This is a genomic window from Klebsiella sp. BIGb0399, assembly GCF_003752615.1.
GTDB classification, from domain to species: domain Bacteria; phylum Pseudomonadota; class Gammaproteobacteria; order Enterobacterales; family Enterobacteriaceae; genus Klebsiella; species Klebsiella lignicola.
Window position 1 is genome coordinate 722,542 of sequence record NZ_RKHT01000006.1, and the last position, 25,989, is coordinate 748,530.

General features: G+C 54.7%; 20 protein-coding genes. 7 read left to right on the forward strand and 13 right to left on the reverse strand.

What is annotated here, in order from left to right; all coding sequences use genetic code 11:
• Positions 1 to 48: 48 nt before the first annotated feature.
• From hcr to aqpZ, 4 genes are all read right to left on the reverse strand, one after another.
• Positions 49 to 1,017, reverse strand: coding sequence for an NADH oxidoreductase (hcr, locus tag EDF82_RS14085; protein ID WP_123756137.1), 969 nt, complete (start codon positions 1,015 to 1,017; stop codon positions 49 to 51).
• An 11-nt stretch (positions 1,018 to 1,028) separates the two neighbouring features.
• Positions 1,029 to 2,681 (reverse strand): hydroxylamine reductase, encoded by a 1,653-nt coding sequence (gene hcp, locus EDF82_RS14090; protein WP_123756138.1) that lies wholly within the window; start codon positions 2,679 to 2,681, stop codon positions 1,029 to 1,031.
• Positions 2,682 to 2,891: 210 nt separating this feature from the next.
• Positions 2,892 to 3,791, reverse strand: a complete 900-nt coding sequence (locus tag EDF82_RS14095) for a lysine exporter LysO family protein (RefSeq protein WP_123756139.1) — start codon at positions 3,789 to 3,791, stop codon at positions 2,892 to 2,894.
• A gap of 129 nt (positions 3,792 to 3,920) precedes the next feature.
• Positions 3,921 to 4,616: an aquaporin Z gene (gene aqpZ, locus EDF82_RS14100; protein ID WP_123756140.1), complete on the reverse strand. Its 696-nt coding sequence runs from the start codon at positions 4,614 to 4,616 to the stop codon at positions 3,921 to 3,923.
• 396 nt (positions 4,617 to 5,012) lie between these two features.
• Here aqpZ and EDF82_RS14105 point away from each other — a divergent pair, with 396 nt between their 5' ends.
• The 3 genes from EDF82_RS14105 to macB all read left to right on the forward strand — a co-directional run bounded on the left by EDF82_RS14105 (position 5,013) and on the right by macB (position 9,856).
• Entirely contained in the window at positions 5,013 to 6,671 is a 1,659-nt protein-coding gene (locus EDF82_RS14105) for an ATP-dependent endonuclease (protein ID WP_123756141.1), read from the forward strand.
• 129 nt (positions 6,672 to 6,800) lie between these two features.
• Positions 6,801 to 7,916 carry a macrolide transporter subunit MacA gene (gene macA, locus EDF82_RS14110; protein ID WP_123756142.1) on the forward strand — a complete coding sequence of 372 codons (1,116 nt, stop codon included), beginning with the start codon at positions 6,801 to 6,803 and terminating at the stop codon, positions 7,914 to 7,916.
• Positions 7,913 to 9,856, forward strand: a complete 1,944-nt coding sequence (gene macB, locus EDF82_RS14115) for a macrolide ABC transporter ATP-binding protein/permease MacB (protein WP_123756143.1) — start codon at positions 7,913 to 7,915, stop codon at positions 9,854 to 9,856. The genes macA and macB overlap by 4 nt, the downstream gene beginning before the upstream one ends.
• 68 nt (positions 9,857 to 9,924) lie before the next feature.
• Here macB and cspD read toward each other — a convergent pair whose 3' ends face one another.
• On the reverse strand, positions 9,925 to 10,146 hold the full coding sequence (gene cspD, locus EDF82_RS14120; RefSeq protein ID WP_123756144.1) for a cold shock-like protein CspD: 222 nt from the start codon (positions 10,144 to 10,146) through the stop codon (positions 9,925 to 9,927).
• 325 nt (positions 10,147 to 10,471) lie between these two features.
• Here cspD and clpS point away from each other — a divergent pair, with 325 nt between their 5' ends.
• Both clpS and clpA read left to right on the forward strand, forming a co-directional pair.
• A complete protein-coding gene (gene clpS / locus EDF82_RS14125; RefSeq protein ID WP_004860017.1) occupies positions 10,472 to 10,789 on the forward strand; it encodes an ATP-dependent Clp protease adapter ClpS in 318 nt (105 codons plus the stop codon).
• A gap of 30 nt (positions 10,790 to 10,819) precedes the next feature.
• Positions 10,820 to 13,099 carry an ATP-dependent Clp protease ATP-binding subunit ClpA gene (clpA, locus tag EDF82_RS14130; RefSeq protein ID WP_123756145.1) on the forward strand — a complete coding sequence of 760 codons (2,280 nt, stop codon included), beginning with the start codon at positions 10,820 to 10,822 and terminating at the stop codon, positions 13,097 to 13,099.
• A 142-nt stretch (positions 13,100 to 13,241) separates the two neighbouring features.
• Here the strand turns inward: clpA and EDF82_RS14135 are convergent, their stop codons facing one another.
• The 4 genes from EDF82_RS14135 to EDF82_RS14150 all read right to left on the reverse strand — a co-directional run bounded on the left by EDF82_RS14135 (position 13,242) and on the right by EDF82_RS14150 (position 19,031).
• A complete protein-coding gene (locus EDF82_RS14135) occupies positions 13,242 to 15,677 on the reverse strand; it encodes a fimbria/pilus outer membrane usher protein (RefSeq protein WP_227540128.1) in 2,436 nt (811 codons plus the stop codon).
• A 186-nt stretch (positions 15,678 to 15,863) separates the two neighbouring features.
• The gene (locus EDF82_RS14140) at positions 15,864 to 16,580 is read right to left on the reverse strand and encodes a molecular chaperone (RefSeq protein ID WP_227540129.1); all 717 of its coding nucleotides are present in this window, start codon (positions 16,578 to 16,580) and stop codon (positions 15,864 to 15,866) included.
• Between the two features lie 109 nt (positions 16,581 to 16,689).
• On the reverse strand, positions 16,690 to 17,220 hold the full coding sequence (locus EDF82_RS14145) for a fimbrial protein (RefSeq protein WP_123756148.1): 531 nt from the start codon (positions 17,218 to 17,220) through the stop codon (positions 16,690 to 16,692).
• A 656-nt stretch (positions 17,221 to 17,876) separates the two neighbouring features.
• Complete coding sequence (locus tag EDF82_RS14150; protein WP_123756149.1) at positions 17,877 to 19,031, reverse strand: fimbrial protein; 1,155 nt, start codon at positions 19,029 to 19,031, stop codon at positions 17,877 to 17,879.
• Positions 19,032 to 19,504: 473 nt separating this feature from the next.
• Here EDF82_RS14150 and EDF82_RS25300 point away from each other — a divergent pair, with 473 nt between their 5' ends.
• Positions 19,505 to 20,269 carry a hypothetical protein gene (locus EDF82_RS25300; RefSeq protein WP_123756150.1) on the forward strand — a complete coding sequence of 255 codons (765 nt, stop codon included), beginning with the start codon at positions 19,505 to 19,507 and terminating at the stop codon, positions 20,267 to 20,269.
• On the forward strand, positions 20,266 to 20,712 hold the full coding sequence (locus tag EDF82_RS14160; protein ID WP_123756151.1) for a hypothetical protein: 447 nt from the start codon (positions 20,266 to 20,268) through the stop codon (positions 20,710 to 20,712). The genes EDF82_RS25300 and EDF82_RS14160 overlap by 4 nt, the downstream gene beginning before the upstream one ends.
• Positions 20,713 to 20,845: 133 nt before the next feature.
• On the opposite strand, the gene infA is transcribed toward EDF82_RS14160, so the two are convergent.
• From infA to cydD, 4 genes are all read right to left on the reverse strand, one after another.
• Positions 20,846 to 21,064 (reverse strand): translation initiation factor IF-1, encoded by a 219-nt coding sequence (gene infA, locus EDF82_RS14165; protein ID WP_002211347.1) that lies wholly within the window; start codon positions 21,062 to 21,064, stop codon positions 20,846 to 20,848.
• A gap of 510 nt (positions 21,065 to 21,574) precedes the next feature.
• Complete coding sequence (gene aat / locus EDF82_RS14170; RefSeq protein ID WP_123756152.1) at positions 21,575 to 22,279, reverse strand: leucyl/phenylalanyl-tRNA--protein transferase; 705 nt, start codon at positions 22,277 to 22,279, stop codon at positions 21,575 to 21,577.
• A 158-nt stretch (positions 22,280 to 22,437) separates the two neighbouring features.
• Entirely contained in the window at positions 22,438 to 24,159 is a 1,722-nt protein-coding gene (gene cydC / locus EDF82_RS14175; protein WP_123756153.1) for a cysteine/glutathione ABC transporter ATP-binding protein/permease CydC, read from the reverse strand.
• Positions 24,160 to 25,926 carry a cysteine/glutathione ABC transporter permease/ATP-binding protein CydD gene (gene cydD, locus EDF82_RS14180; protein ID WP_123756154.1) on the reverse strand — a complete coding sequence of 589 codons (1,767 nt, stop codon included), beginning with the start codon at positions 25,924 to 25,926 and terminating at the stop codon, positions 24,160 to 24,162.
• Between the last annotated feature and the right edge of the window lie 63 nt (positions 25,927 to 25,989).

The following is a 25,989-nucleotide window of genomic DNA, read 5'->3' on the forward strand; positions in this document are numbered from 1 at the left end:
ACATATCCGGCCTGCCGCGGCGGGCACAGGCCGGATAAGAACACAGGATTACGCCAGGACCAGGTCACCCTGCGGGTGGCAGGAGCAGGCCAGCACGTAGCCCTCGGCGATTTCCGCGTCGCTCAGCGTCATGGTGCTGTTGACCGTGTAATCCCCGGAGACCACTTTGGTTTTGCAGCAGCCGCAAACGCCCGCGCGGCAGGCGGCGACAACCGGGACGCGGTTGCTTTCCATTGCTTCCAGCAGCGTGGTGCCAACCGGTGCATAAAACGACATCGCCGGCTGGAGCTTCGTAAACGTCAGCCCTTCGCTGGCCGCTTCCGCTACCGGCGTAAAGAACTTCTCTTTATAAAACCGAGTTACACCCAGCGCTTTCACTTCCCGCTCAACCCACTCCATGTAAGGCGCCGGTCCGCAGGTCATCACGGTACGTGAAGCGAGATCCGGCACGCTTTGCAGTAACTCCGTCGTCAGGCGACCGGCGACAAAACCGTGGGGGGCGTTGTTTTCCGCCACCAGCGTCAGCGGATACTGACGCCATTCGTCGGCAAAAATCACATCCTGCGGCGAGCGGACATTATAAATCACCTGTACATCGGCCTGCGGGCGATAGGCTGCCAGCCAGCGACGCATTGACATGATCGGCGTTACGCCACAGCCGGCCGCCAGCATCAGGAACTTGTCATCCGCTTTATCATCACAGGTAAAATCACCCATCGCATCGGACAGCCAGAGGTAGTCGCCGCGCTTCAGGTCGCGGGTCAGCCACTGTGAGCCGGTACCGTCATCAATACGGCGAACGGTCAGCGTAATATATTCGCTCACCCCCGGCGTTGAAGAGAGGGTGTAGGCGCGCAGGGTGTCCGCCGACTGGCGCACGCTGACCAGAGCGTACTGCCCGGCACGATACGGATAGTAGTCGTGGCACAGCAGCGAGAGGGTCCACACATCCGGCGTCTCCTGCTGGATATGATGAACCTGCATCCGCCACGGGCATTGATGGGTTGGCATGGTCATGGCTTAACTCCTTACGCGCTCAGCAACTGCTGCATATCTTGTTCGACGGTGGTGACCGAACGCAGACCAAATTTCTCATTGAGAATGGCCAGCAGGTCCGGGGTGAAGAAGCCCGGCGCGGTTGGCCCGGTGACGATATTCTTCACGCCCAGAGACAGCAGGGTCAGCAGGATGACAATGGCTTTCTGCTCAAACCAGGAGAGCACCAGCGACAGCGGCAGGTCGTTGACGCCGCAGCCCAGTTTTTCGGCCAGGGTGACCGCCAGAATAATCGCCGAGTAGGCGTCGTTGCACTGACCGGCATCCACCAGACGCGGCAGCCCTTCGATATCGCCGAAATCCAGTTTATTGAAGCGGTATTTACCGCAGGCCAGGGTCAGGATCAGGCAGTCGTCAGGGACGCTGGTGGCGAAATCGGTAAAGTAGTTACGTTCGCCGCGCGCGCCGTCGCAGCCGCCGACCAGGAAGATGTGGCGCAGTTTTTCGCGGCTCACCAGGTCAATCAGCGTGTCTGCTGCACCGAGCAACGTCTGACGGCCAAAGCCGACGGTAATCAGGTGCGGAATTTCGCTGTACGGGAAGCCTGCCATCTGCTGTGCCTGAGTGATAACCGGTGCGAAGTCGTCGCCTTCAAGGTGGCTCACGCCCGGCCAGCCGACGATGCTGCGGGTCCAGATACGGTCATCGTATGCCCCTACGGTAGGGTCGATGATGCAGTTGGAGGTCATCACGATAGGTCCAGGGAAGCGGGCGAACTCCACCTGCTGGTTCTGCCAGCCGCTGCCGTAGTTACCGATCAGATGTTTGAATTTGCGCAGTTCCGGGTAACCGTGAGCCGGCAGCATCTCGCCGTGGGTGTAGACGTTAACGCCGGTGCCTTCGGTCTGTTCCAGTAGGTTGTACAGATCTTTCAGGTCATGGCCGGAGATCAGGATGCACTTACCTTCCGTCGCTTTCACGTTGACCTGAGTCGGGGTCGGGTGGCCGTATTTGGTGGTTTCACCGGCATCCAGAATGCTCATCACTTTGAAGTTCATCTGGCCGATTTCCATCGAACACGCCAGCAGCGCCTCCAGATCGGCAGGCCAGGTGCCGAGCCATGCCATGATTTTGTGGTACTGAGCGTAGATGTCGTTGTCATACTGGCCGAGCACGTGGGCGTGTTCCATATAGGCTGCCGCGCCTTTCAGGCCGTACAGGCACAGCAGGCGCAGGCCGAGAATGTTCTCGCCAATCGCCGCTTTGTCTTTGTTCGGGGTAAATTCCGCCGCCTGACGCTGCAGGTCGCCGAGGTCGTCGCTGACCAACTGCAGATCGGCCATCGGGTTGTCGACGCTGGCACCGGGCGCAATCTGCTGGCACTGCGCCTTGAGCGCGTCACGCATGGCGATAGCTTCGCGCGCATAGCCAATGATTCGCGGGGAATCGAAGTTGACGTTGGTCAGGGTGGAGAAAAATGCCCGTGGGGCAAAGTTATCAATATCATGATCGATGATGCCATATTCACGCGCCTTCAACGCCCATGCGGACAGGCCTTGCAAAGAGGCAATCAGCAGATCCTGGAGATCGGAGGTTTCTGCTGTTTTTCCGCACATACCCTGCGCGTAAGAGCAGCCGTTCCCTGCCGGAGTACGGATGGTTTGTTCACATTGCACACAAAACATGGTCACACCTTTTAAAGTTATATTTTAGATACATGTTTAAGGTTATGCCTGTCACCGAAGGGATAAAAGGTATTTCTAATGCAATTTAAAGGGAGATTGATTTAACGCAAATTTGCCGGGGTCTGGCGGCGGAAAGTCATCGCGGTGGTCTGAAAACCACGCCGTCTATCCAGGGGATAACAGGCGTGGTCAGCCGCGAGCAATACGAGATCAGGCGGAGAAAAGGGCGATCAGCACCGGCACCAGCAGGCTTAGTACAAACCCGTGAACGATGGCGGCAGGGACGATATCGACGCCTGCGGAACGTTGCAGTACCGGCAGGGTGAAGTCCATTGAGGTGGCACCGCACAGCCCTAATGCCGTTGAGCGACTGCGACGTACCAGACCGGGGATTAGCATAATAGCCAGCAGTTCGCGGGCGAGGTCGTTAAAGAAAGCCGCGCTGCCGATCACCGGGCCGTAGGATTCGGTTAACAGGATCCCGGAGAGTGAATACCAGCCGAAGCCGGAGGCCATTGCCAGGCCGGTCTTCAGCGGCAGGTCGAGAATAAAGGCGTTAATGACCCCTGCGATCATTGAGCTGGCCGCCACCACCACCGCCACAATCATTCCGCGCCGGTTAAGCACTATCTGGCGCAGGGTCATTCCATTATTTCGCAGCTGAATACCAATCAGGAACAGCAGGAAGATCAGCGTATATTCGCTGGCCTCGACAGCGTGCTGTAAAAATGACAAACCGCTCAGACCAATGAGGAAACCAATAAACACCACGCCGCACAGTTGCAGGGATTCCATTGCCATTGCGACCCGGGACGGTAATTTCCCCTGGCGGTGCGGGTGGCGCCACGGCATTTTCTGTTCCAGCCACAGCAGCGCCGCAATATTGCACAGCAGGATCACCACGACGCTGACCGCAGCATAATGGAGTATCGACAGCAGGTTGCTGGATAAATTGTCGAGGAAGGCGAGGCTGATCCCCATGAAAAAGAGGATGACGTAAACAATCCAGCTCAACAACCGTGTAATCAGCTTCAGTGCCGAGGGGTGACGCAGAGGAATAAGGTAGCCGATAACCAGCGGCAGAAGAATGATTAATAATCCCGAAAACATGAACGGTCTGGTCCTTGCAGAGTGAGAATAGCGCCACTGACACTACCCAAATCACCGAACCGAGTAAAGATGCGTCAAAAAAAAGAAAAGCCCGGCATTGCCGGGCCTCTCAGGAAATCAAACTGGTGATTAATCGCGTTTTTCCAGCAGAGTACGATACAGTACGCCACCCAGAATACCGCCGATGATTGGCATCACCCAGAACAGCCACAGCTGCTGCAGCGCCCAACCGCCCTGGAAAATAGCGACCGCGGTGCTACGTGCCGGGTTAACGGAGGTGTTGGTGACCGGAATGCTGATCAGGTGGATTAGAGTCAGTGCCAGACCAATCGCGATAGGTGCGAAGCCAGCCGGTGCGTTTTTATCCGTTGCGCCATGAATGACCAGCAGGAAGCCGCAGGTCAGGACGATTTCGATAACAATCGCGGAAAGCATGGAGTAACCGCCCGGTGAGTGCTCGCCGAAGCCGTTCGAAGCGAAACCGCTGGCAGCAACATCAAAGCCGGCTTTACCGCTGGCAACGACATACAGGACGGCTGCCGCAATGATACCGCCAACCACCTGAGCGATAATATAACCAATCACGTCTTTCGCCGGGAAACGACCGCCGGCCCACAGACCTAAGGTGACCGCCGGGTTGAAGTGGCCGCCGGAAATATGACCAACAGCATACGCCATGGTTAATACAGTTAAACCGAAGGCCAGTGCGACGCCGGCAAAACCAATTCCCAGTTCCGGGAAGGCTGCTGCGAGAACGGCGCTACCGCAACCGCCAAACACAAGCCAGAATGTCCCAAAGCATTCCGCTGCTAATTTTCTAAACATAACCACCTCAAAAAAATAATGTAAACGAGCACGAATTTTCGTGCCGATCTTTATTTATCGACGCAAAGGATGAAGATAAAAATAAAGCGACGCTATTCTATGAACAATCGTCATCCTGCGGCTAGCCAAATAACTAAATATAATTTGATTTAGGGCAATGTGATCGTAATCCTTTTGCCAGTGGTCATTCAAGAAAAGTGTAGAACAAAAATAATAAAGATAACCACTTTACAGCATGAATTATTTTTAAAGCGGATAGCATGGTGAATAATCATATCCCGGTCCTATTATGGACTTTACGTCGCACCGCGATGCTGGTGAACAGTGTCATGTTCAGGCATGTGTCGCTATACTGCTGATAACTGAAGGAGAAAGTGGCTACTGAGCGGAGGGGATATGCATCTTGAGCGGGTAGAGATCGTCGGTTTTCGCGGTATCAATCGGTTATCGTTGATGCTGGAGCAAAATAACGTTCTGATCGGCGAAAATGCCTGGGGTAAATCCAGCCTGCTGGATGCGCTGACGCTACTGTTGTCGCCAGAATTCGAGCTGTACCATTTTGTGCGCGATGATTTTTGGTTCCCGCCGGGTGATGTGCAGGGACGTGAGCACCATCTGCATATTATTTTAACCTTCCGTGAGAACGAACCGGGCCACCACCGGGTGCGCCGTTTCCGTCCGCTTAACGACTGCTGGGTGCCCTGCGAAGATGGCTACCAGCGTATTTTCTATCGGCTGGAAGGTGAGTTGACGGAAGATGGTAGCGTGATGACGCTGCGCAGCTTTATCAACGGCAAAGGCGAAGCGCTGGAGCTGGACGATATCGATGAGATGGTGCGGCATCTGGTGCGGCTGATGCCGGTGTTGCGCCTGCGCGATGCGCGTTTTATGCGCCGCATTCATAACGACAGCGTGCCGCATTCGCCGCAAATTGAGATAACCGCCCGACAGCTGGACTTTCTCTCCCGCGAGCTGGTGAATCACCCGCAAAACTTAACCGACAGCCAGATTCGCCAGGGGTTATCGGCCATGGTGCAGCTACTGGAACACTACTTTGCCGAGCAGAGCAGCGCCCAGTCCCGCCACCGGCTGATGCGCCGGCACTCCCATGATGAACAACGCAGCTGGCGTTATCTGGACATTATCAACCGGATGATTGATAAACCCGGCGGCCGCAGCCATCGGGTGATTCTGCTGGGGCTGTTTTCAACCTTGTTACAGGCCAAAGGGACGGTACGGCTTGACCGCGATGCGCGCCCTTTATTGCTGATCGAAGACCCGGAAACCCGCCTGCATCCGATCATGCTGTCGGTGGCCTGGCATCTCCTGAATTTGCTGCCGTTGCAGCAGGTCACCACCACCAATTCCGGTGAACTGCTGTCGCTAACGCCGGTGGAGCACGTTTGTCGACTGGTGCGCGAGTCCTCGCGCGTCTCGGCCTGGCGGCTCGGACCGGGTGGCATGAACGCCGAAGACAGCCGACGCATTGCGTTTCATATCCGCTTTAATCGCGCCTCATCGCTGTTTGCCCGCTGTTGGCTGCTGGTGGAAGGGGAGACCGAGACCTGGGTGATCAACGAACTGGCCCGGCAGTGCGGGCACCATTTCGACGCCGAAGGGGTCAAGGTCATTGAGTTTGCCCAGTCGGGCCTTAAGCCGCTGATTAAGTTTGCCCGCCGGATGGGCATTCAGTGGCACGTGTTGGTCGATGGCGACGAAGCCGGGAAAAAATATGCCGCCACGGTGCGCAGCCTGCTCAACGACGATCGCGATCTGGAACGCGACCATCTGACCGTGCTGCCGGCGCTGGATATGGAACACTTTATGTACCGCCAGGGCTTTAACGATGTTTATCATCGGGTAGCGCAACTGCCGCCGAACGTGCCGATGAACATGCGCCGGGTGATCACCAAAGCGATTCATCGCTCGTCGAAACCGGATCTGGCGATTGAAGTGGCAATGGAAGCCGGGCGTCGCGGCATCGAGTCGGTGCCTACGCTGTTGAAAAAAATGTTTTCCCGTGTGCTGTGGCTGGCGCGGGGTCGCGCCGACTAAGCGCCTGGCCCATTAGGCCTGGCGCTAACGCACGGAATTATCCGCTTTAGCCAAATTCCGCGTTATGTTTGCGCGCGCTGCGGATAGAATTGGCATCTTGCTCTGCGGGTAAATACATCAGGAATAGTTATGAAGCTTAATGGAAAGCGCAGGAAACTCTGGTGGCTGCTGGCCGTCGTCGTACTGGCCGTGGCCGTTTGGGGATGGCGGATACTGAATGCGCCGTTACCGCAGTATCAGACGCTGGTGGTGCGCCAGGGGGATTTACAGCAGAGCGTGCTGGCGACCGGTAAGCTGGACGCCCTGCGTAAGGTCGATGTCGGGGCACAGGTGAGCGGGCAGTTGAAAACGCTGCGGGTGAATATCGGCGACAAAGTCCAGAAAGATCAGCTGCTGGGGGTGATTGATCCCAAGCAGGCAGAAAACCAAATTAAAGAAGTCGACGCCACGCTGATGGAGCTTCGCGCCCAGCTCAATCAGGCGCGCGCAGAGCGCAAACTGGCGGCGGTCACCTTAGCGCGTCAGCAGCAGCTGGCCCAGCGTCAACTGGTATCACGCCAGGAGCTCGATACCGCGGCCACGGATTTGGCGGTGAAAGAGGCGCAAATCGGCACCATCGAGGCGCAGATTAAGCGCAATCAGGCAACCTTAGATACCGCAAAAACCAACCTCGACTACACGCGCATCCTGGCGCCGATGTCCGGCGAAGTGACTCAAATTACCACCCTGCAAGGGCAAACGGTGATCGCTGCGCAGCAGGCGCCGAACATCCTGACGCTGGCTGACCTCAGTACCATGCTGGTGAAAGCCCAGGTCTCTGAAGCCGATGTGATTCACCTTCGTCCCGGGCAGAAAGCGTGGTTTACGGTGCTTGGCGATCCGCTGACCCGTTATGAAGGACGCCTGAAAGATATCCTGCCGACCCCGGAAAAGGTCAATGACGCTATTTTTTACTACGCCCGCTTTGAAGTGCCGAACCCGCAGGGCATTCTGCGTCTGGAGATGACGGCTCAGGTGCATATCCAGATGGCGGAAGTGAAAAATGTCATCACCATCCCGCTTAGCGCGCTGGGCGATGCCGTCGGCGATAACCGGTACAACGTGCGTCTGCTGCGTACCGGCGAGGTCAAAGAGCGTGAAGTGACGATTGGCGCGCGCAACGATACCGATGTTGCGGTGGTGAAAGGGCTGGATGAGGGTGATGAAGTGATCACCGGCGAAAGCCATGCCGGGACCGCAAAATGACGGCATTGCTGGAACTGCGTGATATCCGTCGCAGCTACCTTTCCGGTGACGGCAGCGTGGAGGTGTTGAAAGGCGTCACGCTGAACATTGCCGCCGGTGAAATGGTCGCCATCGTCGGGGCCTCCGGCTCGGGTAAATCGACCTTAATGAATATCCTCGGCTGCCTCGATAAACCGACCAGCGGCACCTATCGCGTGGCCGGGACGGACGTTGCGTTGCTGAGCGGTGACGAACTGGCCCGGCTGCGTCGGGAGCATTTTGGTTTTATCTTCCAGCGTTACCATCTGCTGTCGCACCTGACGGCGGCACAGAACGTTGAAGTTCCGGCGGTTTACGCCGGTACGGAACGGCGGGCGCGTCTGGAGCGGGCGCGCGAGCTGCTGGTGCGGCTGGGCCTTGGCGATCGGGCGGAGTATCAGCCTTCGCAGCTCTCCGGCGGCCAGCAGCAGCGCGTCAGTATTGCCCGGGCGCTCATGAACGGCGGCGAGGTGATTCTGGCCGATGAACCCACCGGCGCGCTGGACAGCCGCTCGGGGGAAGAGGTGATGGCGATCCTCCATCAGCTGAAATCCCAGGGACATACGGTGATCATCGTCACCCACGATCCGTTAGTCGCGGCGCAGGCTGAACGGATCATCGAGATCCACGATGGCGAAATTGTGCGTAACCCGCCTGCGAAGGAAACAACCGGCGGCGTGCTGCGTCAGGCGAAGCGGGCGGAGCCTTCTCCGTGGCGCCAGTTCACCAGCGGATTTCGTGAGGCGCTGGTGATGGCCTGGCGGGCGATGGCGGCGAACAAAATGCGCACGCTGCTGACCATGCTCGGCATTATCATCGGTATCGCGTCTGTGGTGTCGATTGTGGTGGTCGGGGATGCGGCGAAGCAGATGGTGCTGGCCGATATTCGCGCCATTGGCACCAACACCATTGATGTCTATCCCGGCAAAGATTTCGGCGATGACGACCCTCGCTACCAGCAGGCGCTGAAGTATGACGACCTGCTGGCAATTCAAAAGCAGCCCTGGGTGAGCTCTGCGACGCCGGCGGTGTCAAAAAGCCTGCGCCTGCGTGCCGACAACGTTGACGTTGCCGCCAGCGCGGAAGGGGTAGGGCCACAGTATTTTAACGTTTACGGCATGACCTTCAGCGAAGGCAACACCTTCAACGAGCTGCAGCTTAACAGCCGGGCGCAGGTGGTGGTGCTGGATAGCAACACCCGTCGTCAGTTGTTCCCGCATAAAGCACGTGTCGTCGGCGAAATCATTCTGGTGGGCAATATGCCAGCCACCATCGTTGGTGTAGCGGATGAGAAGCAGTCGATGTTTGGCAGCAGTAAAATTCTGCGGGTGTGGCTGCCGTACTCCACCATGGCCGGCAGAGTGATGGGACAATCGTGGCTGAACTCCATTACCGTGCGCGTACGTGAAGGCTATGACAGTGCGACCGCCGAACAGCAGCTGCTGCGTCTGCTGGAGCTCCGTCACGGCAAAAAAGATGTTTTTACCTGGAATATGGACAGCATCTTGAAAACGGCGGAGCGGACCACACATACATTACAGCTGTTTCTGACCCTGGTGGCGGTGATTGCGCTGGTGGTGGGCGGTATCGGAGTCATGAACATCATGCTGGTATCGGTGACCGAGCGGACCCGTGAAATTGGTATTCGGATGGCGGTCGGGGCGCGGGCCAGCGATGTGCTGCAGCAGTTTTTGATCGAAGCGGTGTTGGTCTGCCTGGTCGGCGGCGCGCTGGGCGTGACGTTATCGTTGATGATCGCCTTCATTCTGCAGCTGTTTTTGCCCGGCTGGGAGATCGGTTTTTCGCCGCTGGCGCTGGTCACCGCCTTTTTATGTTCGACGTTGACCGGCGTACTGTTTGGCTGGCTTCCGGCTCGCAATGCCGCGCGACTTGATCCGGTGGATGCGCTGGCCCGCGAGTAGAAACAAAAAAATGCCAGTCAGAAGGACTGGCATTTTACTGGCGGGATGTACACAATGAAGCGAAAGCGTTATGCAGCCACTTCGGCTTCCACAGGAACAATCACGCTGGCGTGATTGCCTTTCGGCCCCTGGTGAACATCAAACCGAACGGCTTGTCCGGCTTTTAGCGTTCTGTAACCATCCATCTGGATGGTGGAGTAATGGGCGAAAATGTCTTCGCCGCCGCCCTCAGGGCAGATAAAACCGAACCCTTTGGCATTGTTGAACCACTTAACAGTACCCATTTCCATACTTCGACATCCTTCGTAATTCTTTATAAGTAAGATGGAATGAACCGGTAGTGGAGTGACGAGTTGTTCAAATGCTCGCCAACTCTCGCTAGTACAATTTAGAGAAATACGGAAATGCGTCAAGCGATTGACGGTAGTGGAAGGCGAAAAATGCGTCAAAATTTGAAGCAGTTAACGCTATTGCCGGGGAATGTGACAGACATCGCGGATGGAAGTAATAGATGATAGTTATCTATGATCTATTGTAGATTTGTGATGTGCATAGCCACTGGTCATCAACAGGCCGCCGCCTGTTGGCAACAGCAACCATTGATGAACATTGACGATGAGTAAGAGAGATTGGCTGGATTTCGATCAGCTGGTAGAAGACGAAGTTCGTAATGAACTTAAACCACCATCTATGTATAAAGTGATATTGCTCAATGATGACTACACTCCAATGGAGTTTGTTATTGACGTGTTACAAAAATTCTTTTCTTATGATGTAGAACGTGCAACGCAACTGATGCTGACGGTTCACTATCAAGGTAAAGCGATTTGTGGTGTATTTACTGCAGAAGTCGCGGAAACCAAAGTCGCGATGGTGAACGAATACGCGAAGGAGAACGAGCATCCATTGCTGTGTACGCTAGAGAAAGCCTGAAGACAGGCATGAAAATTGGGGGAGGTGCCTATGCTCAATCAAGAACTGGAACTCAGTTTAAATATGGCTTTCGCCAGAGCGCGCGAGCACCGTCATGAGTTCATGACCGTCGAGCACTTGTTGCTGGCGCTGCTCAGCAACCCTTCGGCCCGCGAGGCGTTAGAAGCCTGCTCCGTGGACCTGGTGGCGCTGCGTCAGGAACTCGAAGCCTTCATCGAACAGACCACACCCGTACTGCCCGCCACGGAAGAAGAGCGCGACACTCAGCCGACGCTGAGTTTCCAGCGTGTGCTGCAACGCGCGGTCTTCCACGTCCAATCCTCTGGCCGCAGTGAAGTCACCGGCGCCAACGTTCTGGTCGCGATTTTCAGCGAACAGGAATCGCAGGCGGCCTATCTGCTGCGTAAACACGAAGTCAGCCGTCTCGACATCGTTAACTTCATTTCTCACGGTACACGCAAAGACGAGCCGAGCCAGCCTTCCGATAACAGCGGAAGCCAGCCCAGCAATGAAGAGCAAGCAGGCGGGGAGGATCGTATGGAAAACTTCACCACCAATCTCAATCAGCTTGCTCGCGTCGGCGGAATCGATCCGTTGATCGGCCGCGAAAAAGAGCTGGAGCGTGCGATTCAGGTTCTGTGCCGTCGCCGGAAAAATAACCCGCTGCTGGTGGGCGAATCCGGGGTCGGTAAAACCGCCATTGCCGAAGGGCTTGCCTGGCGTATTGTGCAAGGCGACGTGCCAGAGATTATGGCCGATTGCACCATCTACTCGCTGGATATTGGCTCTCTGCTGGCGGGGACAAAATACCGCGGTGATTTTGAAAAACGTTTCAAAGCGCTGCTTAAACAGCTTGAACAGGATACCAACAGCATTCTGTTTATTGACGAAATCCACACCATTATCGGTGCGGGTGCGGCTTCTGGTGGCCAGGTCGATGCGGCCAACCTGATTAAACCGCTGCTCTCCAGCGGCAAAATTCGGGTGATGGGCTCAACCACTTACCAGGAGTTCAGCAACATCTTCGAAAAAGACCGTGCTCTGGCGCGTCGCTTCCAGAAGATTGATATTACCGAACCTTCTGTGGAAGAGACGGTGCAGATCATCAACGGCCTGAAACCGAAGTACGAAGCGCACCACGATGTGCGTTACACCGCGAAAGCGGTACGTGCGGCGGTCGAGCTGGCGGTGAAATACATTAACGACCGCCATCTGCCGGACAAGGCTATCGACGTGATCGACGAGGCCGGGGCGCGGGCGCGTTTAATGCCAGCCAGCAAGCGTAAGAAAACCGTCAACGTGGCGGATATCGAGTCGGTGGTGGCACGCATTGCCCGTATTCCTGAGAAGAGCGTCTCGCAGAGCGATCGCGATACGCTGAAAAATCTCGGCGACCGTCTGAAAATGCTGGTCTTTGGTCAGGGTAAAGCGATTGAAGCCTTGACTGAGGCCATCAAGATGGCGCGTGCGGGCCTGGGCCACGAGCACAAACCTGTTGGTTCATTCCTCTTCGCCGGGCCGACCGGGGTCGGGAAAACCGAGGTGACCGTGCAGCTGGCGAAAGCGCTGGGTATTGAGCTGCTGCGTTTTGATATGTCCGAATATATGGAACGTCATACCGTCAGCCGCCTGATTGGCGCGCCTCCGGGCTACGTCGGTTTCGATCAGGGCGGGTTGCTGACCGATGCGGTGATTAAGCATCCGCATGCGGTGCTGCTGCTTGATGAGATCGAAAAAGCGCACCCGGACGTCTTTAACCTGCTGCTGCAGGTGATGGATAACGGCACGCTGACCGACAATAACGGCCGTAAGGCGGACTTCCGTAACGTGGTGCTGGTGATGACCACCAACGCCGGGGTGCGTGAGACCGAACGTAAATCGATCGGCCTTATCCAGCAGGATAACAGCCCGGATGCGATGGATGAGATCAAAAAGATCTTTACGCCGGAATTCCGCAACCGTCTCGACAACATTATCTGGTTCGATCATCTCTCTACGACGGTGATCCATCAGGTGGTGGATAAGTTTATCGTCGAGCTGCAGGTTCAGCTGGATCAGAAAGGCGTCTCGCTGGAAGTGAGCCAGGAAGCACGAGACTGGCTGGCAGAAAAAGGCTACGACCGGGCAATGGGCGCACGTCCAATGGCGCGTGTTATCCAGGATAACCTGAAAAAACCGCTGGCTAACGAGCTGCTGTTTGGTTCGCTGGTTGATGGTGGGCAGGTGACCGTCGCGCTGGATAAAGACAAAGGTGCGTTGACCTATAACTTCCAGAGCGCGCAGAAACATAAACCGGAAACGGCACACTAAGTTCTACCGTGTGGTTATCGGCAAAAGGGTCCATGGTAAACATGGACCCTTTTTTATTGATACCGGCTGAAAATATTCTTACTGGTCAGCTTCCGGGAGTGCCAGCGCCTGGTACGGGGTGAGTTCTACATCGTCGTTATTGTTATCCTTCCAGCGGCAGAACTGTCGGGATTGACACCATTGTGACCAGCGAGCGGCACTGCGCCGTTATCTGTTGAGTGACAACGTTTCCCGTTCCGCTTTCCGGTATCCGATAATCAACCTGACATTGTTCGCTGCGGCCTTCTCCCCACTTAAGCGTTATGTTCCCTTGCAGAGGTCCTACCAGGGCGTACAGCTGGCCAGCCTGGCCGACGTAGCCCGCAAGTGTCCCCTCACTGTCGGTAGCTTGTGCGCCAAATGGTACTGGTTGCCCGTTGTGCTGTGTCAGATTCAGTATCAGGGTATTTCCCTGGCGGACGCCGTACTCCAGCTTCACTACCGCCCCGGAATAAGGAGCCACTTTTTGTCGGGTGGTACTTAACTCGACGCCATCCGCGGCGCCTTTAAGATCAACGCTGACATCATTGAACTGGTAAGGATTAAGGTTGGGGACCAGCGCATAGCCCCGGCTGTCTACCCGAATTCCAGGCAAGGAGCTGATACCGGCGCCTTCCGCGCCTTTTGCTTCAACGATGGCAAAGGTATCGCTGGTATAAGATGTGGCGCTGAGTCCACCGCTGTGGGCAACCAGGGTACCGTTCAACCCTAACGAAGTACTGATGTAGTGTCGGCCCTTGCTGGCGGTGGCAGATAGCGACGACCACGGGCCTCGATACTGGCCTGACAGCGTACCGGCATTGCCGTTGGCACTGTGATGACTGGTATCGACCCCGTAACTAAACTGCTGATTTTCGCCTGCGCTGCCGAACAGCGACAGTTGCTCACCGTATTTTCCCTGGGCGTCACGGGTCAGACTGCTGCGCAGGTACGGCGTATTCCGTTTGCTATTATCCCCCAGCGGCATATTGAGACTCAGCAGCCAGGTGTTTTCAAATTTGCCGCTGCTGTTACGCCCGCGGGTTGCCGACAGCCCCCAGGAGAGCTTGCCAGTACTGATGTTATACCCCAGTTGGTATTGCTGGTCGTGGCCCTCGCGCCCCCAATAGTTCTGCACGGATCCGCTCAGATAGACCTGCCCTAAGCGCTCACCCAGCCGTTGGTTAAAGGTCAGGGTGGCCCGGTTGCGCGGACGAATAAGACGGTCTGGTGTGGTAGCCCGCTCACGCAGCTGCATCGCATCCTGAATACTGAGATAGCTCTGGGTCGAAAAACGGTAGGTGGCTAAAGAAAAGTTGCTGCCTGTTTCGGGGATATATTTGCTGTAGCTCAGACGATAGCTCTGCCCCTGCATGTTTTCTCCTCTCGGGGCCTTAAAGTTCGTGTGCGTGGCATCCGCCGACACGGCACCAATGATCGTGCCAACCGCCAGACCACCCTGGGCGGCATAATAGTCAGGCGCCATCTGCGCGCCGGTATAAGCGGTAAGTTGATTGGTCAGCCCCTGCTGCCAGGTGATTTCACCGAAGCCCGGTTTGTTGTTGAGTACATCGTTACGCAGTTTCCCTGCGGTAAAGCTGTAGCGCCAGCTTCCCGGGCGCAGCAGCTGGGCGACTGCCGCGTAGGGTACTTCGAATCGTTGCTGCTGGCCGTCAGCCTCTTTTACGGTGACATTCAGCGAGCCGCCATATCCCGTCGGGTAGAGATCATTAATGACAAATTCGCCCGGTGTGACGGTGGTTTCATAGATAACCTGGCCATTCTGACTGACGCTCACCAGCGCGTTTGTCCGGGCTATGCCACGTATTTCCGGCGCATAACCGCGCAGGGATTCTGGGAGCATTCGGTCATCGCTGGTCAGCGACACGCCGGTAAATGGAACGGTGTCGAACAGTTGGCCCTGGGTGTTACTCTCACCCATCAGCAGTCGACCCCGCAGGAAGGGGATGTCACGCTGTAGGTAGGTATTGATGGCGTCGTATTGGCCTGACTGATGCTCCTGCCAGCTGTAGCTGCCATTGTGCCGCAGATACCAGCCGCCAAGGTTGAACCCGGCATTTATCAGCCCGTAGGCCTGCTGATAATCGCGGCCATAGGACGATGTGCGCCAGGCTCCGAGGTTATAACCCAGTATCGCCGCCGTCACGCCCTGGTCCCACTGGGCGTAGGGCACCGTGCCGCGGGCCGTACGCTGCACGAGGATCTGTGGCAGCGTCAGGTTCAGTCGCTGACGGCCGCTGTCATAATCGCGGGTGGCATCAGGCAGTCGGGTTGCCAGGTTCTGACAATCACCCGTTTCTGCTGGTTTAAGGGTATCGTCAGCCAGGGGCAGGGACCGCAGCAGACTTTCCGGCGCACAGAGTAGGGTGCCGCCGTCCGGAAGCGCCCGGAAGGTAATATTTTCCTTGCTAAAAAATTCACCGTTCAGCCAGATTTCGGTTTCGTGTACGCCTGGCATCGCTGCGGCGCCGTAACGAAAACGCGTCAGGTCAAGCTGATCGGGATTCTGAAGATTCAAAAACGATGGGTCAAACTCCATCGTGTCGTCCGCACTAGCAAAAGATGACAGCGCTAAGGTAATGGCTGCCAGAAGTGGATGCAGTGCGGGAAAATGAGTGTTGTCGCGCCTGGGCTTTTGGGCTGGGTTCTTCTCCGCCATCCTCCGGCTCCTTGTCTCTTTTATTGTTATGTTACGGCCCTGTTGTCCTGAGCCTGTTGCGGTAATCTATTTTGGCGAATGCTGGCGTATCGCCCCGTAATCATTGACGCTTCGCCAGCTGCTCACTGTGCCGGCCTGGCTGCCCTTGGCGGTAAATGTTCGATGGCTAAACGGCGGTACGGTATCGGCTTCTGTCACAACCCTGCGGCCATCAAGCGTGGTTTCGACATCCACCAGATTGATATTCCAGGGGGTGTCGTTGGTAACCGTCTGACCGCCACCAACGACATCCACCAGATTGATATTCCAGGGGGTGTCGTTGGTGGCGGTCAGACGGTTACCCGAACTTTTCCAGCGCAGAGTACTGGCGGCCGCTTCCGGGGTCCCTTGCAGACCGGCAGGGCGGAAAAGTAGTTTTATCCGGGTACGAAACGCCATCTGCAGGAAGCTTTTACTTTCTTCGCCTTTAAGTTTTGGCGGGACTTCCAGCGCGTTAAACCACAGCAGCGATTCACGGTCCGCCGCTAAACCGCTGCCGGTGTAACGAATACGTACTGACTGGCTTTTGCCGGAATCAATGCGGTTAACGGGGGGCGTCAATACAAACGGAACCTTCATCAGGTCCGGAGAAACATCAGCATGGCCATCATCAATCCAGCTCTGCAGCAGAACAGGTTCTTTGCCCTGGTTACTTATCTGTACCGTCACCTCACGTTCGGACTGCGGATAGATGACCCGAGTGGATGAAATGGTCGTAGCCGCCAAGGCTGATGTGCAGAGCATGGTGGAAAGCCCTACGGCCATAAGGGGAAAAACTGAGGAACGTATTGCCATCTGCGGTACTCCATGACCGTAGAATAAAGAGGCGGGACAGGCCCGCCTGAGGGAGAACTTATTTGTACTGAAGGTTGTAAACTACGCTTGCGGACACGGCACCAGCCTTCGCCACGCCGGTTGCATAGTAACGGGCGGTATACGGCAGAGTGGCGGTACCGCCTTTAACAGAGAGATAGCCAGCATCGGTAATCTGCTCCGTGCTACCGGCTTTAATCACGTTCCCGGTAGTACCGTCTAACAGCTGAACGTCCACGTTTTCAGCATCGCCGGTGTTGATCAGGCGACCATCGGCGTTGACGTTGGTGCCGGCTTCAAAGAAGGCTGAAGCAGTTTCCAGAGTACCGGTGCAACCGCTCAACGCCATGGTAAACTGAGTTTCACCCGCGGTTTTGGCGGCAGCATTTAATGAACCTGCAGACGCGGTTGGCAGGGTCACGGTATTGCTTGCGGCCCCGCCACTGATGGAAGGCGTACAGGTGTTTGCTGTTACAGTACCTTCAAAGGTGATGGTACCGGTGTTAGCCATCGTCTGGGCGGTGAATCCGACCATTGCTGTAATAGCCAGAGAGAGGATTGTTTTTTTCATACTGCTTTCCTTGTTTTAGGTTGTGTTTAATCCGAAATAACCCGGGGTGTTTGTAATTTAATGTGTGAGAGGGGGCTGAATAGATGGATATACTCTCTCCCTTTCTGAATTTATTTCGTGGCAATTATGCTGTCATGTCCGCAAGGAATGAAAATCGGTAGATGGAATCAATGGTTCTAAAAGTAACAGGTGCTGACTATTAAGCGAAAAGCAAAACAAACAAAACAAGTAAAAGTTTATAAAATACATGCGGATAGTGGCTATTGATTCATTAGAAAATAACAATCAAAATGATAGTGATGGCATTGGTTATATATTTATCAGATTATTAATAAGGATTTATAAAGGTTAGAAGCTTAACGGCGCAGGAAGAGTGGGCGTGTTTATTTATGCTGGGCTTCATTACTAATTTCATTATTGATGAGAGTAATGTTTGTTTCTCTGCTGGAAGGGAATATTCAGATATTGACCCGAGGCGTACCTGCGCTACTTCACTGGGTACTATTTCCCCAGTTATTCAGGATAGTGACATTTTTAGAATGTACCGGGTTGGGTAAGGGGGAGAGGGTAAGCGCAGGTTGTCTTTTACAATATTTATCTGGCAGGTTGTTTTTTTGTGAGGTTAGGCTCTTTGGCGCAGGGCCTGCCGCTTTTTATTACTTGTACTGAACCGTGAAAGTAACTTTCCCGTTCGCCGTTCCCCCGGTGATACGCTCGCCGGTCTGAACATAGCGAGCGGCCAGTGGAATTGACATACTGGTAAAGCCATTTACAGGCAAATTTGCTGAATATCCACGATTGAACCGTATGAAATTTGATGCCGCGCTGGTCAATGAACCTATTCCTATCTGGATCCCCACGCCACCAGCAGACGACTCCCCGGCATCAACGGCCATAATGCCACTGGTATTGTCTATAATCGTCGTGAGCGGTGTCAGTTTGAAGGTATATTGATTCTGCGTAGCGGGTCCATTCGAGGAAACTGCGCCGCCATTGACCTGAGTATGCCCGGCATAATAACCATGAAACTGGCCGCATCCGGTCATGCGAATTGACGCATCCTGCCACTCCGTACCCGAGCCTTTTCCCGCAAACTGGGACGCGTCCCATGTCCCCATCATGACCTTAACATCCGGTGTCGTACAGGTTGGTGCTGTCACCGTAACGGAACCTTTCAGAGACGACTTTTGCACAACAACCATGCTATCGGCCTGGCCGTAGAGTCGTTCAAAGGACGGCAGCGATTCTCCGTTAATCATCCCTGGGGTTACCGGCCCACTGGCGGTTTTAATGAGCAACACACTCAGAGTATATTCTGCACCAATGACCTCACCTGTGCTGACAGCGCCCACGAAAGAGCAATTTATGGAATCTGAACAGGATGCAGCAGATACAAGATCATTCCCTTGGGCACCGGTGTTAAATGCTACTCCTACTCCGGGTAATGAGGTGGTATAGACTCGTGAACCTGAAGGTATCAGCGTCGCTGGAACGTTAAAATCATCCACGGAACCGATATCAGCTCCAGAATCGATGACCTTTAGCTGTCTGTAAAATGCTCCACTCTGCGTACAAATAATGCTTACCCGCCATATTGCCTGGAAAGCGCCGCGATATAACACCGTCCCTACCGGCAGGTCTGCCGGGGCTGATATCGAGGCGGCCAGGGGTACTACGCTGATGGCCGGGGCAGTTAGTGAGGGTTTACCTTCTGCGGGTTCACCTATTTGACAGGAAGCCAGCGCATTTCTGCCTGCCAGACCGGCTATCATAATGGCAAATGCTGTCAGAACGTCCATTCTGCGATTCATCAAGGCTCCTTTTGCAGTTATTCATGATAATTATGCAGTTTTACTGGACAGGGATGAAAGTCGGTTAAAGGAATCAATGCTTCCAAAGCAACAGGTGCTGACTATTGAACGGTAAAATAAAATAAAATAAACAAAACAAATAAAAGCCATGCGTATTCAGTTTGATAGGCTGCTGGTCAGGGTTTTGAAGTCCGGAAATCAAAGTGCCAAAAGTGACGCGTAATGTGTATTTATCAGATAATGCAGAAAAATAAACCCATAAGAATGGCATGTTGATTTTTAGTTTCTTTTTGTTGTGTTGGTTTCGTTTTAATGAAAATCTGAAAAATTGATTTTTGCAGCCTGAACAAGGAATGGCGTATGGAAACAGGCTTGTTTTTTTTATAAGGTAGTGCATACAAACAAGTCTATTTTACGCTGAGTTTTAAAAGCAACAATAATTCAACATGATTATTTCATAACAGGCGCAGCTGATGGTTAAGCAGTATTTAATTGATGATCAAATTATCTTTTCGCCAGCAGAACAAAAACTCCTGTCGGTGGCGAGCGGAAAGGGAAAAGTAATGCACGGCAACGTCTCTCGCTGCCTTGAACTGCTCATTATGCATCAGGGAACGGTGATTCCTCAAAATGAACTGGTTTTGTACGGTTGGGGAAAGGATGTCAGTGCTTCAGTCACCACGGCAGCATATTATCAGTGCTTTGTTAATCTTAGAAAAAATCTAAAAGAGCTGGATTACACTTATGAGTTAGTGGTTACACTCAGAAAAGTGGGAGTCAAAATAGATTCAGGGGTTAACATTAGCCTCCTTGGGCAGGAGGATGAATCACCTCGTGACGTCAGTGACGAAGATAAAACACACGATGACTTACTTTGCGTATCAAATCCGGTTGTCAGAAAGGAAAAAGCACCCGTATCGAAAGTAAAAGCATTCGTCATGGCTTCTTTTGCGACAGTGCTGGCAGTTTTGATCTATTTGGTTACCCTGACTCCGGCTGAGGGGATAGAAGGGTTCGTCCAAATTAAAAATTACCCAGCCTGTTATCGCTACAACACCAAAAACGTCGACAACAGCACTCCCACGCAGTTTATGATTGAGCAAAAAAACACCTGCGATGGAGAGAGAAATTACTACATCTCATACTTCTCCACCTCACCACGATTAAGTTACTTCTCTTGTGGGAAGGAAAGTTCGTCATTTTGTGAATCCGTCACTCATATACTTTATTTAAAATGAAAAAATACCTGATTGCGTTGTCTTTTTTAATGTTTCTGCTGTCGCCTGCTGCGGTATCTGCTCAGGGGATTACTTGCAATGTACATCATCAACTCATTCACCATGGTGACACCATAACCTCTGGCTATCACTTTTCGATGGAAAACGGTAAGGGTGTACTTAAGGTCCATGGCAGGATTGAAAGCGATGGGAAGAGAAATGTGATTAGCAGAAACATCATCTTTGACTATCAGCTGGAGAACGGCATGTATCATGCGAAAAGCAAAGATTTGCGCCTGATTCCTGTGGATGATGTACCCGATACGCTGTTGGCCAAACACTATCCCGCTTTTTTTTACCAGCCCGATAAAGAGATCACGTTTTCGCTCACCAAGGTGAGAAATGGGTCCTGGCTCATTAGTTTTGTCTCTACACCGCTGTTTTACTGCAACAAAGCGGCGTAATCGACAGGCGGGTATTCCGGTGCGCGTGAGTTTACGGTCGGGGGAATTGATGCGGTTTTAGTCGGATGCAGAAATGAAAAGGCCGGGAATTATCCCGGCCTTCAGCATCTGACGCCACGAGGGCGGAAAACTATCAGCGACTACGGAAGACAATGCGGCCTTTGCTCAGGTCGTACGGGGTCAGCTCAACAGTCACTTTGTCGCCCGTCAGAATGCGGATGTAGTTCTTACGCATTTTACCGGAAATATGCGCAGTTACCACGTGACCGTTTTCCAGTTCTACGCGGAACATTGTGTTAGGCAACGTGTCAAGTACGGTGCCCTGCATTTCAATATTGTCTTCTTTGGCCATCTAGTCCTCTGGGGTATCACTACCGTAGTTTTGAACCGGCAAGATAATGCCGAAGTTCAGCGAGTAAGTAAAGTTTTACGTTATACCCGGCATACTTCAAATTGCATGAGCATTGGCTGTCCTCGTTCACCACAGTCACTTTCTTCGGTAAGCTTCTGCGGATTCCCTGCGTCGCCGTCTGCCTGCAAATCAAATTATTTAGGGTATAGACGTTTATCTTTCTGGCTGTCTTCGCTTACGCGGTCACATAGTTATTGATGCTGCCAGGGGCTTAACGTTGCCAACCCGACGCATCCTAAATTGTTCAGGATATAAATTTCTGAAGTAGTTTTGGCGCATTGCCCGTAATCCACACGGAAAAGCCGTATGACAGGCGCAAACGTAAAGGGGGAGTGACAGAACGATGGGCGTTATCTGACTCTTATGATTCCCAAACGGCGGCGGGGCAACAGGCAGAAGCTACTCTACGGCGCAATTATACCATCATGGTGAAAAATGTGCTGAAAACATTTACTCGTGGCCGGCAAATAGCACCCTCGGTACCCAAAACCGCGCAGGCAGGCGGCGGGTACGCAATTCGGCCAGACGGTCAAGGTAATCACGGCGGGGGATTTCGACGGCCCCCAGCGATGCCGTATGATTATTCAGCACCTGGCAGTCAATCAATTTACCGCCGTCGCGGCTAAATGACTGGCAGAAAATCAGTAACGCCGTTTTTGAGGCATTTTCTGCATGGCTGAACATCGACTCACCACAAAACAACGCCCCCTGAGCCACGCCATACATGCCGCCCACCAGGGTGTCGTCTTGCCAGACTTCAATCGAGTGCGCATGGCCCAGCTCATGGAGCTGGTGATAGGCCTTAACGATGCCGGGGGTGATCCACGTGCCTTCGTCACGGTTCTCGGCGCAACCTTCAATGACCTGGCCAAATGCATGGTTGAGCGTGACGCGATAGGGAGAGCGTTGGTGAAAACGCTTCATGCTGCGGCTGAGGTGAAACTGTTCTGGCCACAGGACCGCGCGGGGATCGGGAGACCACCATAAAATAGGATCGCCCGGAGAGAACCAGGGGAAAATGCCGTGCTGATAGGCCATCAACAGGCGTGACGGGCTGAGATCGCCGCCGAGCGCCAGCAGGCCATTCGGTTCGCGCAGGGCGCCTTCCGGGGAAGGGAAGGCAATGGACTGACGGGAGAGCTGAACCAGACGCATTTTAACCTCAATACGCACCAGGCAATTGTCCAATAGACTCGTGGCGTTTCAGCTAGCCACCACCGTTGTCGTTTCAGGCTAACGGCTGGCACAAGGGCACCATGTCGGTGCCCTGAAACGCCTAAAGTATATACGCAAAACGAGGGGAAATATCCCGTCTACAGACGCTGTTTAAACTGGTAATAACGCCCTTGTTTCGCCAGCAGTTCTGCGTGATTACCTTGCTCAATAATCTTCCCGTTGTCCATGATAATTATCTGATTAAAACGTGCCAGTCCGCGCAGACGGTGGGTAACCATCAGGACGGTTTTTTCACGCATCACGTCACTCAGTAAATCAAGGATTTGGCTTTCTGTTGTCGCATCAAGCCCTTCGGTGGGCTCATCAAGCAGCATCAGCGGCGCATCATGCAGCAGGGCACGGGCGATGGCCAGCCGGCGTAGCTCGCCGCCGGAAAGTTGACGACCGCCTTCACCCAACCAGGCATTGAGGCCGCTGTCTTCCAGCAGTTTCTCCAGACCCACGCGTTCCAGGGTGCTGGTGAGCTGAGCATCGCTGGCGCCAGGGGCGGCCAGCAGCAGGTTGTCGCGCAGCGTGGCGCTGAACAGATGCACCCGCTGAGGAACAACGCTCATCGCCCGACGCAGGGAAGCTTCATTGATGTGCGTTAACGGTTGACCGTTAAGCAGGATCTCACCCTGCGCCGGATCCCAGGCGCGGGTCAGAAGTTGCAACAGTGTCGATTTGCCGCAGCCGGTACGCCCCAGAATCGCGATATGCTCGCCTGCCTTGACCTGCAACGAGACGGTATCCAGTGCCGGAGCCGGCTGTTGCGGATAGCTAAAGGTGACCTTATCCAGGGTCAGCGCAACCCGCTCAGGCGCTTGTTCCGCACCAGGCACGAAAGTGACTTCTGGCTGTTGTTCGGTAATTTGCGTGATCCGACGAGCGGAAGCAATGACCTGACCAAGATGCTGAAACGCGCCGGTGACCGGGGCCAGCGCTTCAAATGCGGCCAGGGCGCAAAAAACAAACAGGGCGATCAGCGCGCCAGGCTGGCTGTTTCCGCCAACCCCGGCAGAGGCCAGCCACAGCATGGCAATCACCGCGATACCGCCAATCAGCAGCATCAGCGCCTGCGACAGGGCAGTGAGATCCGCCTGGCGACGTTGTGCTTCCTGCCAGCGCTGTTCGGTCTTTTCCATCTGCGCCCGGTAGCGGTCACTGGCGCTGAACAGCATCAGCTCTGCCTGGCCTTGTAACCAGGAGGTCAACTGCTGGCGATATTGTCCGCGCTGCTGGGTGATATGTTCACCCGTCGGTTTTCCGGCGCGATAAAACAGCGGCGGCAAAATAACCAGCGTTAACAGCATGATCCCGCCCAGAGTCAGCGCCAGCGTGACGTCGAGAATACTCAGGCCAGCGGTAACCACCAGAATGACAACCAGCGCGCCAACCAGCGGGGAGATCACCCGCAAGTAGAGGTGGTCCAGCGTATCGACGTCGGCAACCACCCGGTTAAGGAGTTCACCCTGACGAAAACGCGCCAGCCCGGCAGGGGAGAGCGGCAGCAGTTTGCTGAAGGTGAATACCCGCAGATGTTGCAGCACGCGGAAGGTGGCGTCATGGCTGACAAGACGCTCAAAATAGCGACCGGCGGTACGCAGAATTGCCGCACCACGCACGCCTGCGGCCGGGAGCATATAGTTGAAGCTGTAGATGCCGGCGACTCCCACTACGGCACTGGCGGATAAGAACCAGCCCGAAAGCGTCAGCAGGCCAATGCTGGCCAGCAGGGTGATAATCGCCAGGACTACGCCGATCGTCAGCAGCCAGATATGCCGCTTGTACAACGCCAGATAAGGCAGTAATGCACGCATTTAAATCTCCTCCTGACGGTGGGCTAGCAGGGTCGCAAAATGACCCTCGGCGGCGGCCAGCTGAGCATAGGTACCCTGTTCGACAATCTGACCATCCCGCATCACCCAAATCGCATCCCAATCGGCGAGACCTTCCAACTGGTGGGTGACCATCAGCGTGGTTTGTTGCGACGAGGCGTTAAACAACGCCTGCATCACCCGCTGCTCGCTATGGGCATCGAGGCTGGCTGCAGGTTCATCTAATAGCAGCAGACGGCAGGGCACCAGCAGCGCGCGCGCCACGGCAATGCGCTGTGCCTGGCCGACGGACAGGCGACCGGCCTGATCGCCGACCGGCGTGTGAATGCCTTGCGGCAGCTGAGAGACAAATTCACTGACCCAGGCTTTATCCAGCGCTAGCTGAAGCTGTGCGTCGGTGGCTTCTGGCCAGGCCAGCAGCACGTTTTCACGCAGGGTTGCCGCCGGGAGTTGAGGGTTCTGGCCCACCCAACTGAGCAGGCGATGCCAGCGGCTGGCGTCGAGGTCGCGCAGTTCAATACCGTTGACCAGCAGCGAACCTTCGTAAGGAAGAAAACCGGTTAGGGTGTTGAGGAGTGAGCTTTTCCCCGAACCACTTTGGCCCACCAGTACCACGCGCTTGCCGGCTGGAAGCGTAAAGTTGAGCGGACCCGCCAGCGTTTTTCCTTCCGGGGACTTAATCAACAAATCATGCGCTTCAAGGCGAATCAGCTCATTGTCACTGAGCACTTTTTCACCTTTTTTATCCTGTGCCAGCGGCGTTTCCATAAACGTCTTCAGGCTGTCCGCGGCGCCAATGGCCTGCGCTTTGGCGTGGTAGAAGGTGCCCAAATCACGCAGCGGCTGGAAAAACTCCGGCGCCAGGATCAGGGTCAGGAAACCCGACATCAAGGTCACCCCGACGCCATAATGGCCGAAATTCAGCTCGCCGAGATAGGAGAAGCCGAAATAGACCGCCACCAGCGCAATAGAGAGGGAGGTGAAAAACTCCAGCACGCCCGACGAGAGAAAGGCGAGGCGTAACACTTCCATCGTCCGCTGGCGGAAATCCTGGGATGCTTCACGAATATTGTCGGTTTCTGCTTCACCGCGGTGAAACAGTCGCAGCGTCTCCATGCCGCGCAGGCGGTCGAGGAAATGGCCGCTTAACCGGGCCAGCGCCAGAAAGTTACGGCGGTTGGCATCAGCCGCGCCCATGCCGACCATCGCCATAAACAGCGGGATCAGCGGTGCGGTACCAAGCAGAATCAGTGCGGCTGCCCAGTTAATCGGGAAAATAGTCAGGACAATCAGCAACGGTACGCAGGCCGCCAGCGTCATCTGCGGCAGATAGCGCGCGTAGTAGTCGTGCATATCATCGATTTGCTCAAGAATGAGCGTCGCCCAGCTTCCTGCTGGTTTGCCCTGAATCCATGCCGGGCCCGCCTGCTGTAAGCGATCGAGCACCTGGCGGCGGATTTCGCAACGAATATGCTGTCCGGCCATGAACCCCACTCGTTCGCGGAACCACACCACCCAGGCACGGAGAATAAAAATTAATGCCAGCACAATAAACGGCAGCACCAGCGCCGTTGCCGGAATATTCTCCATGATCATACGATGAAGGATCCGCGCCAGCAGCCAGGCCTGGCCGACGATCAGCAGACCGCTAATGACCCCCAAGGCACGGGAAATCATCAACCAGCGACGGGAGAGAATGCTTTGATTTTTTAACCAACGTGTTAACTCTTGCTGACGGGTTTTATTCATTGCGCACTTTGCAGGTGTAGTTATGAGGTTTTTAGGCTGGGCAATGTTACAACGAGGAAAAAA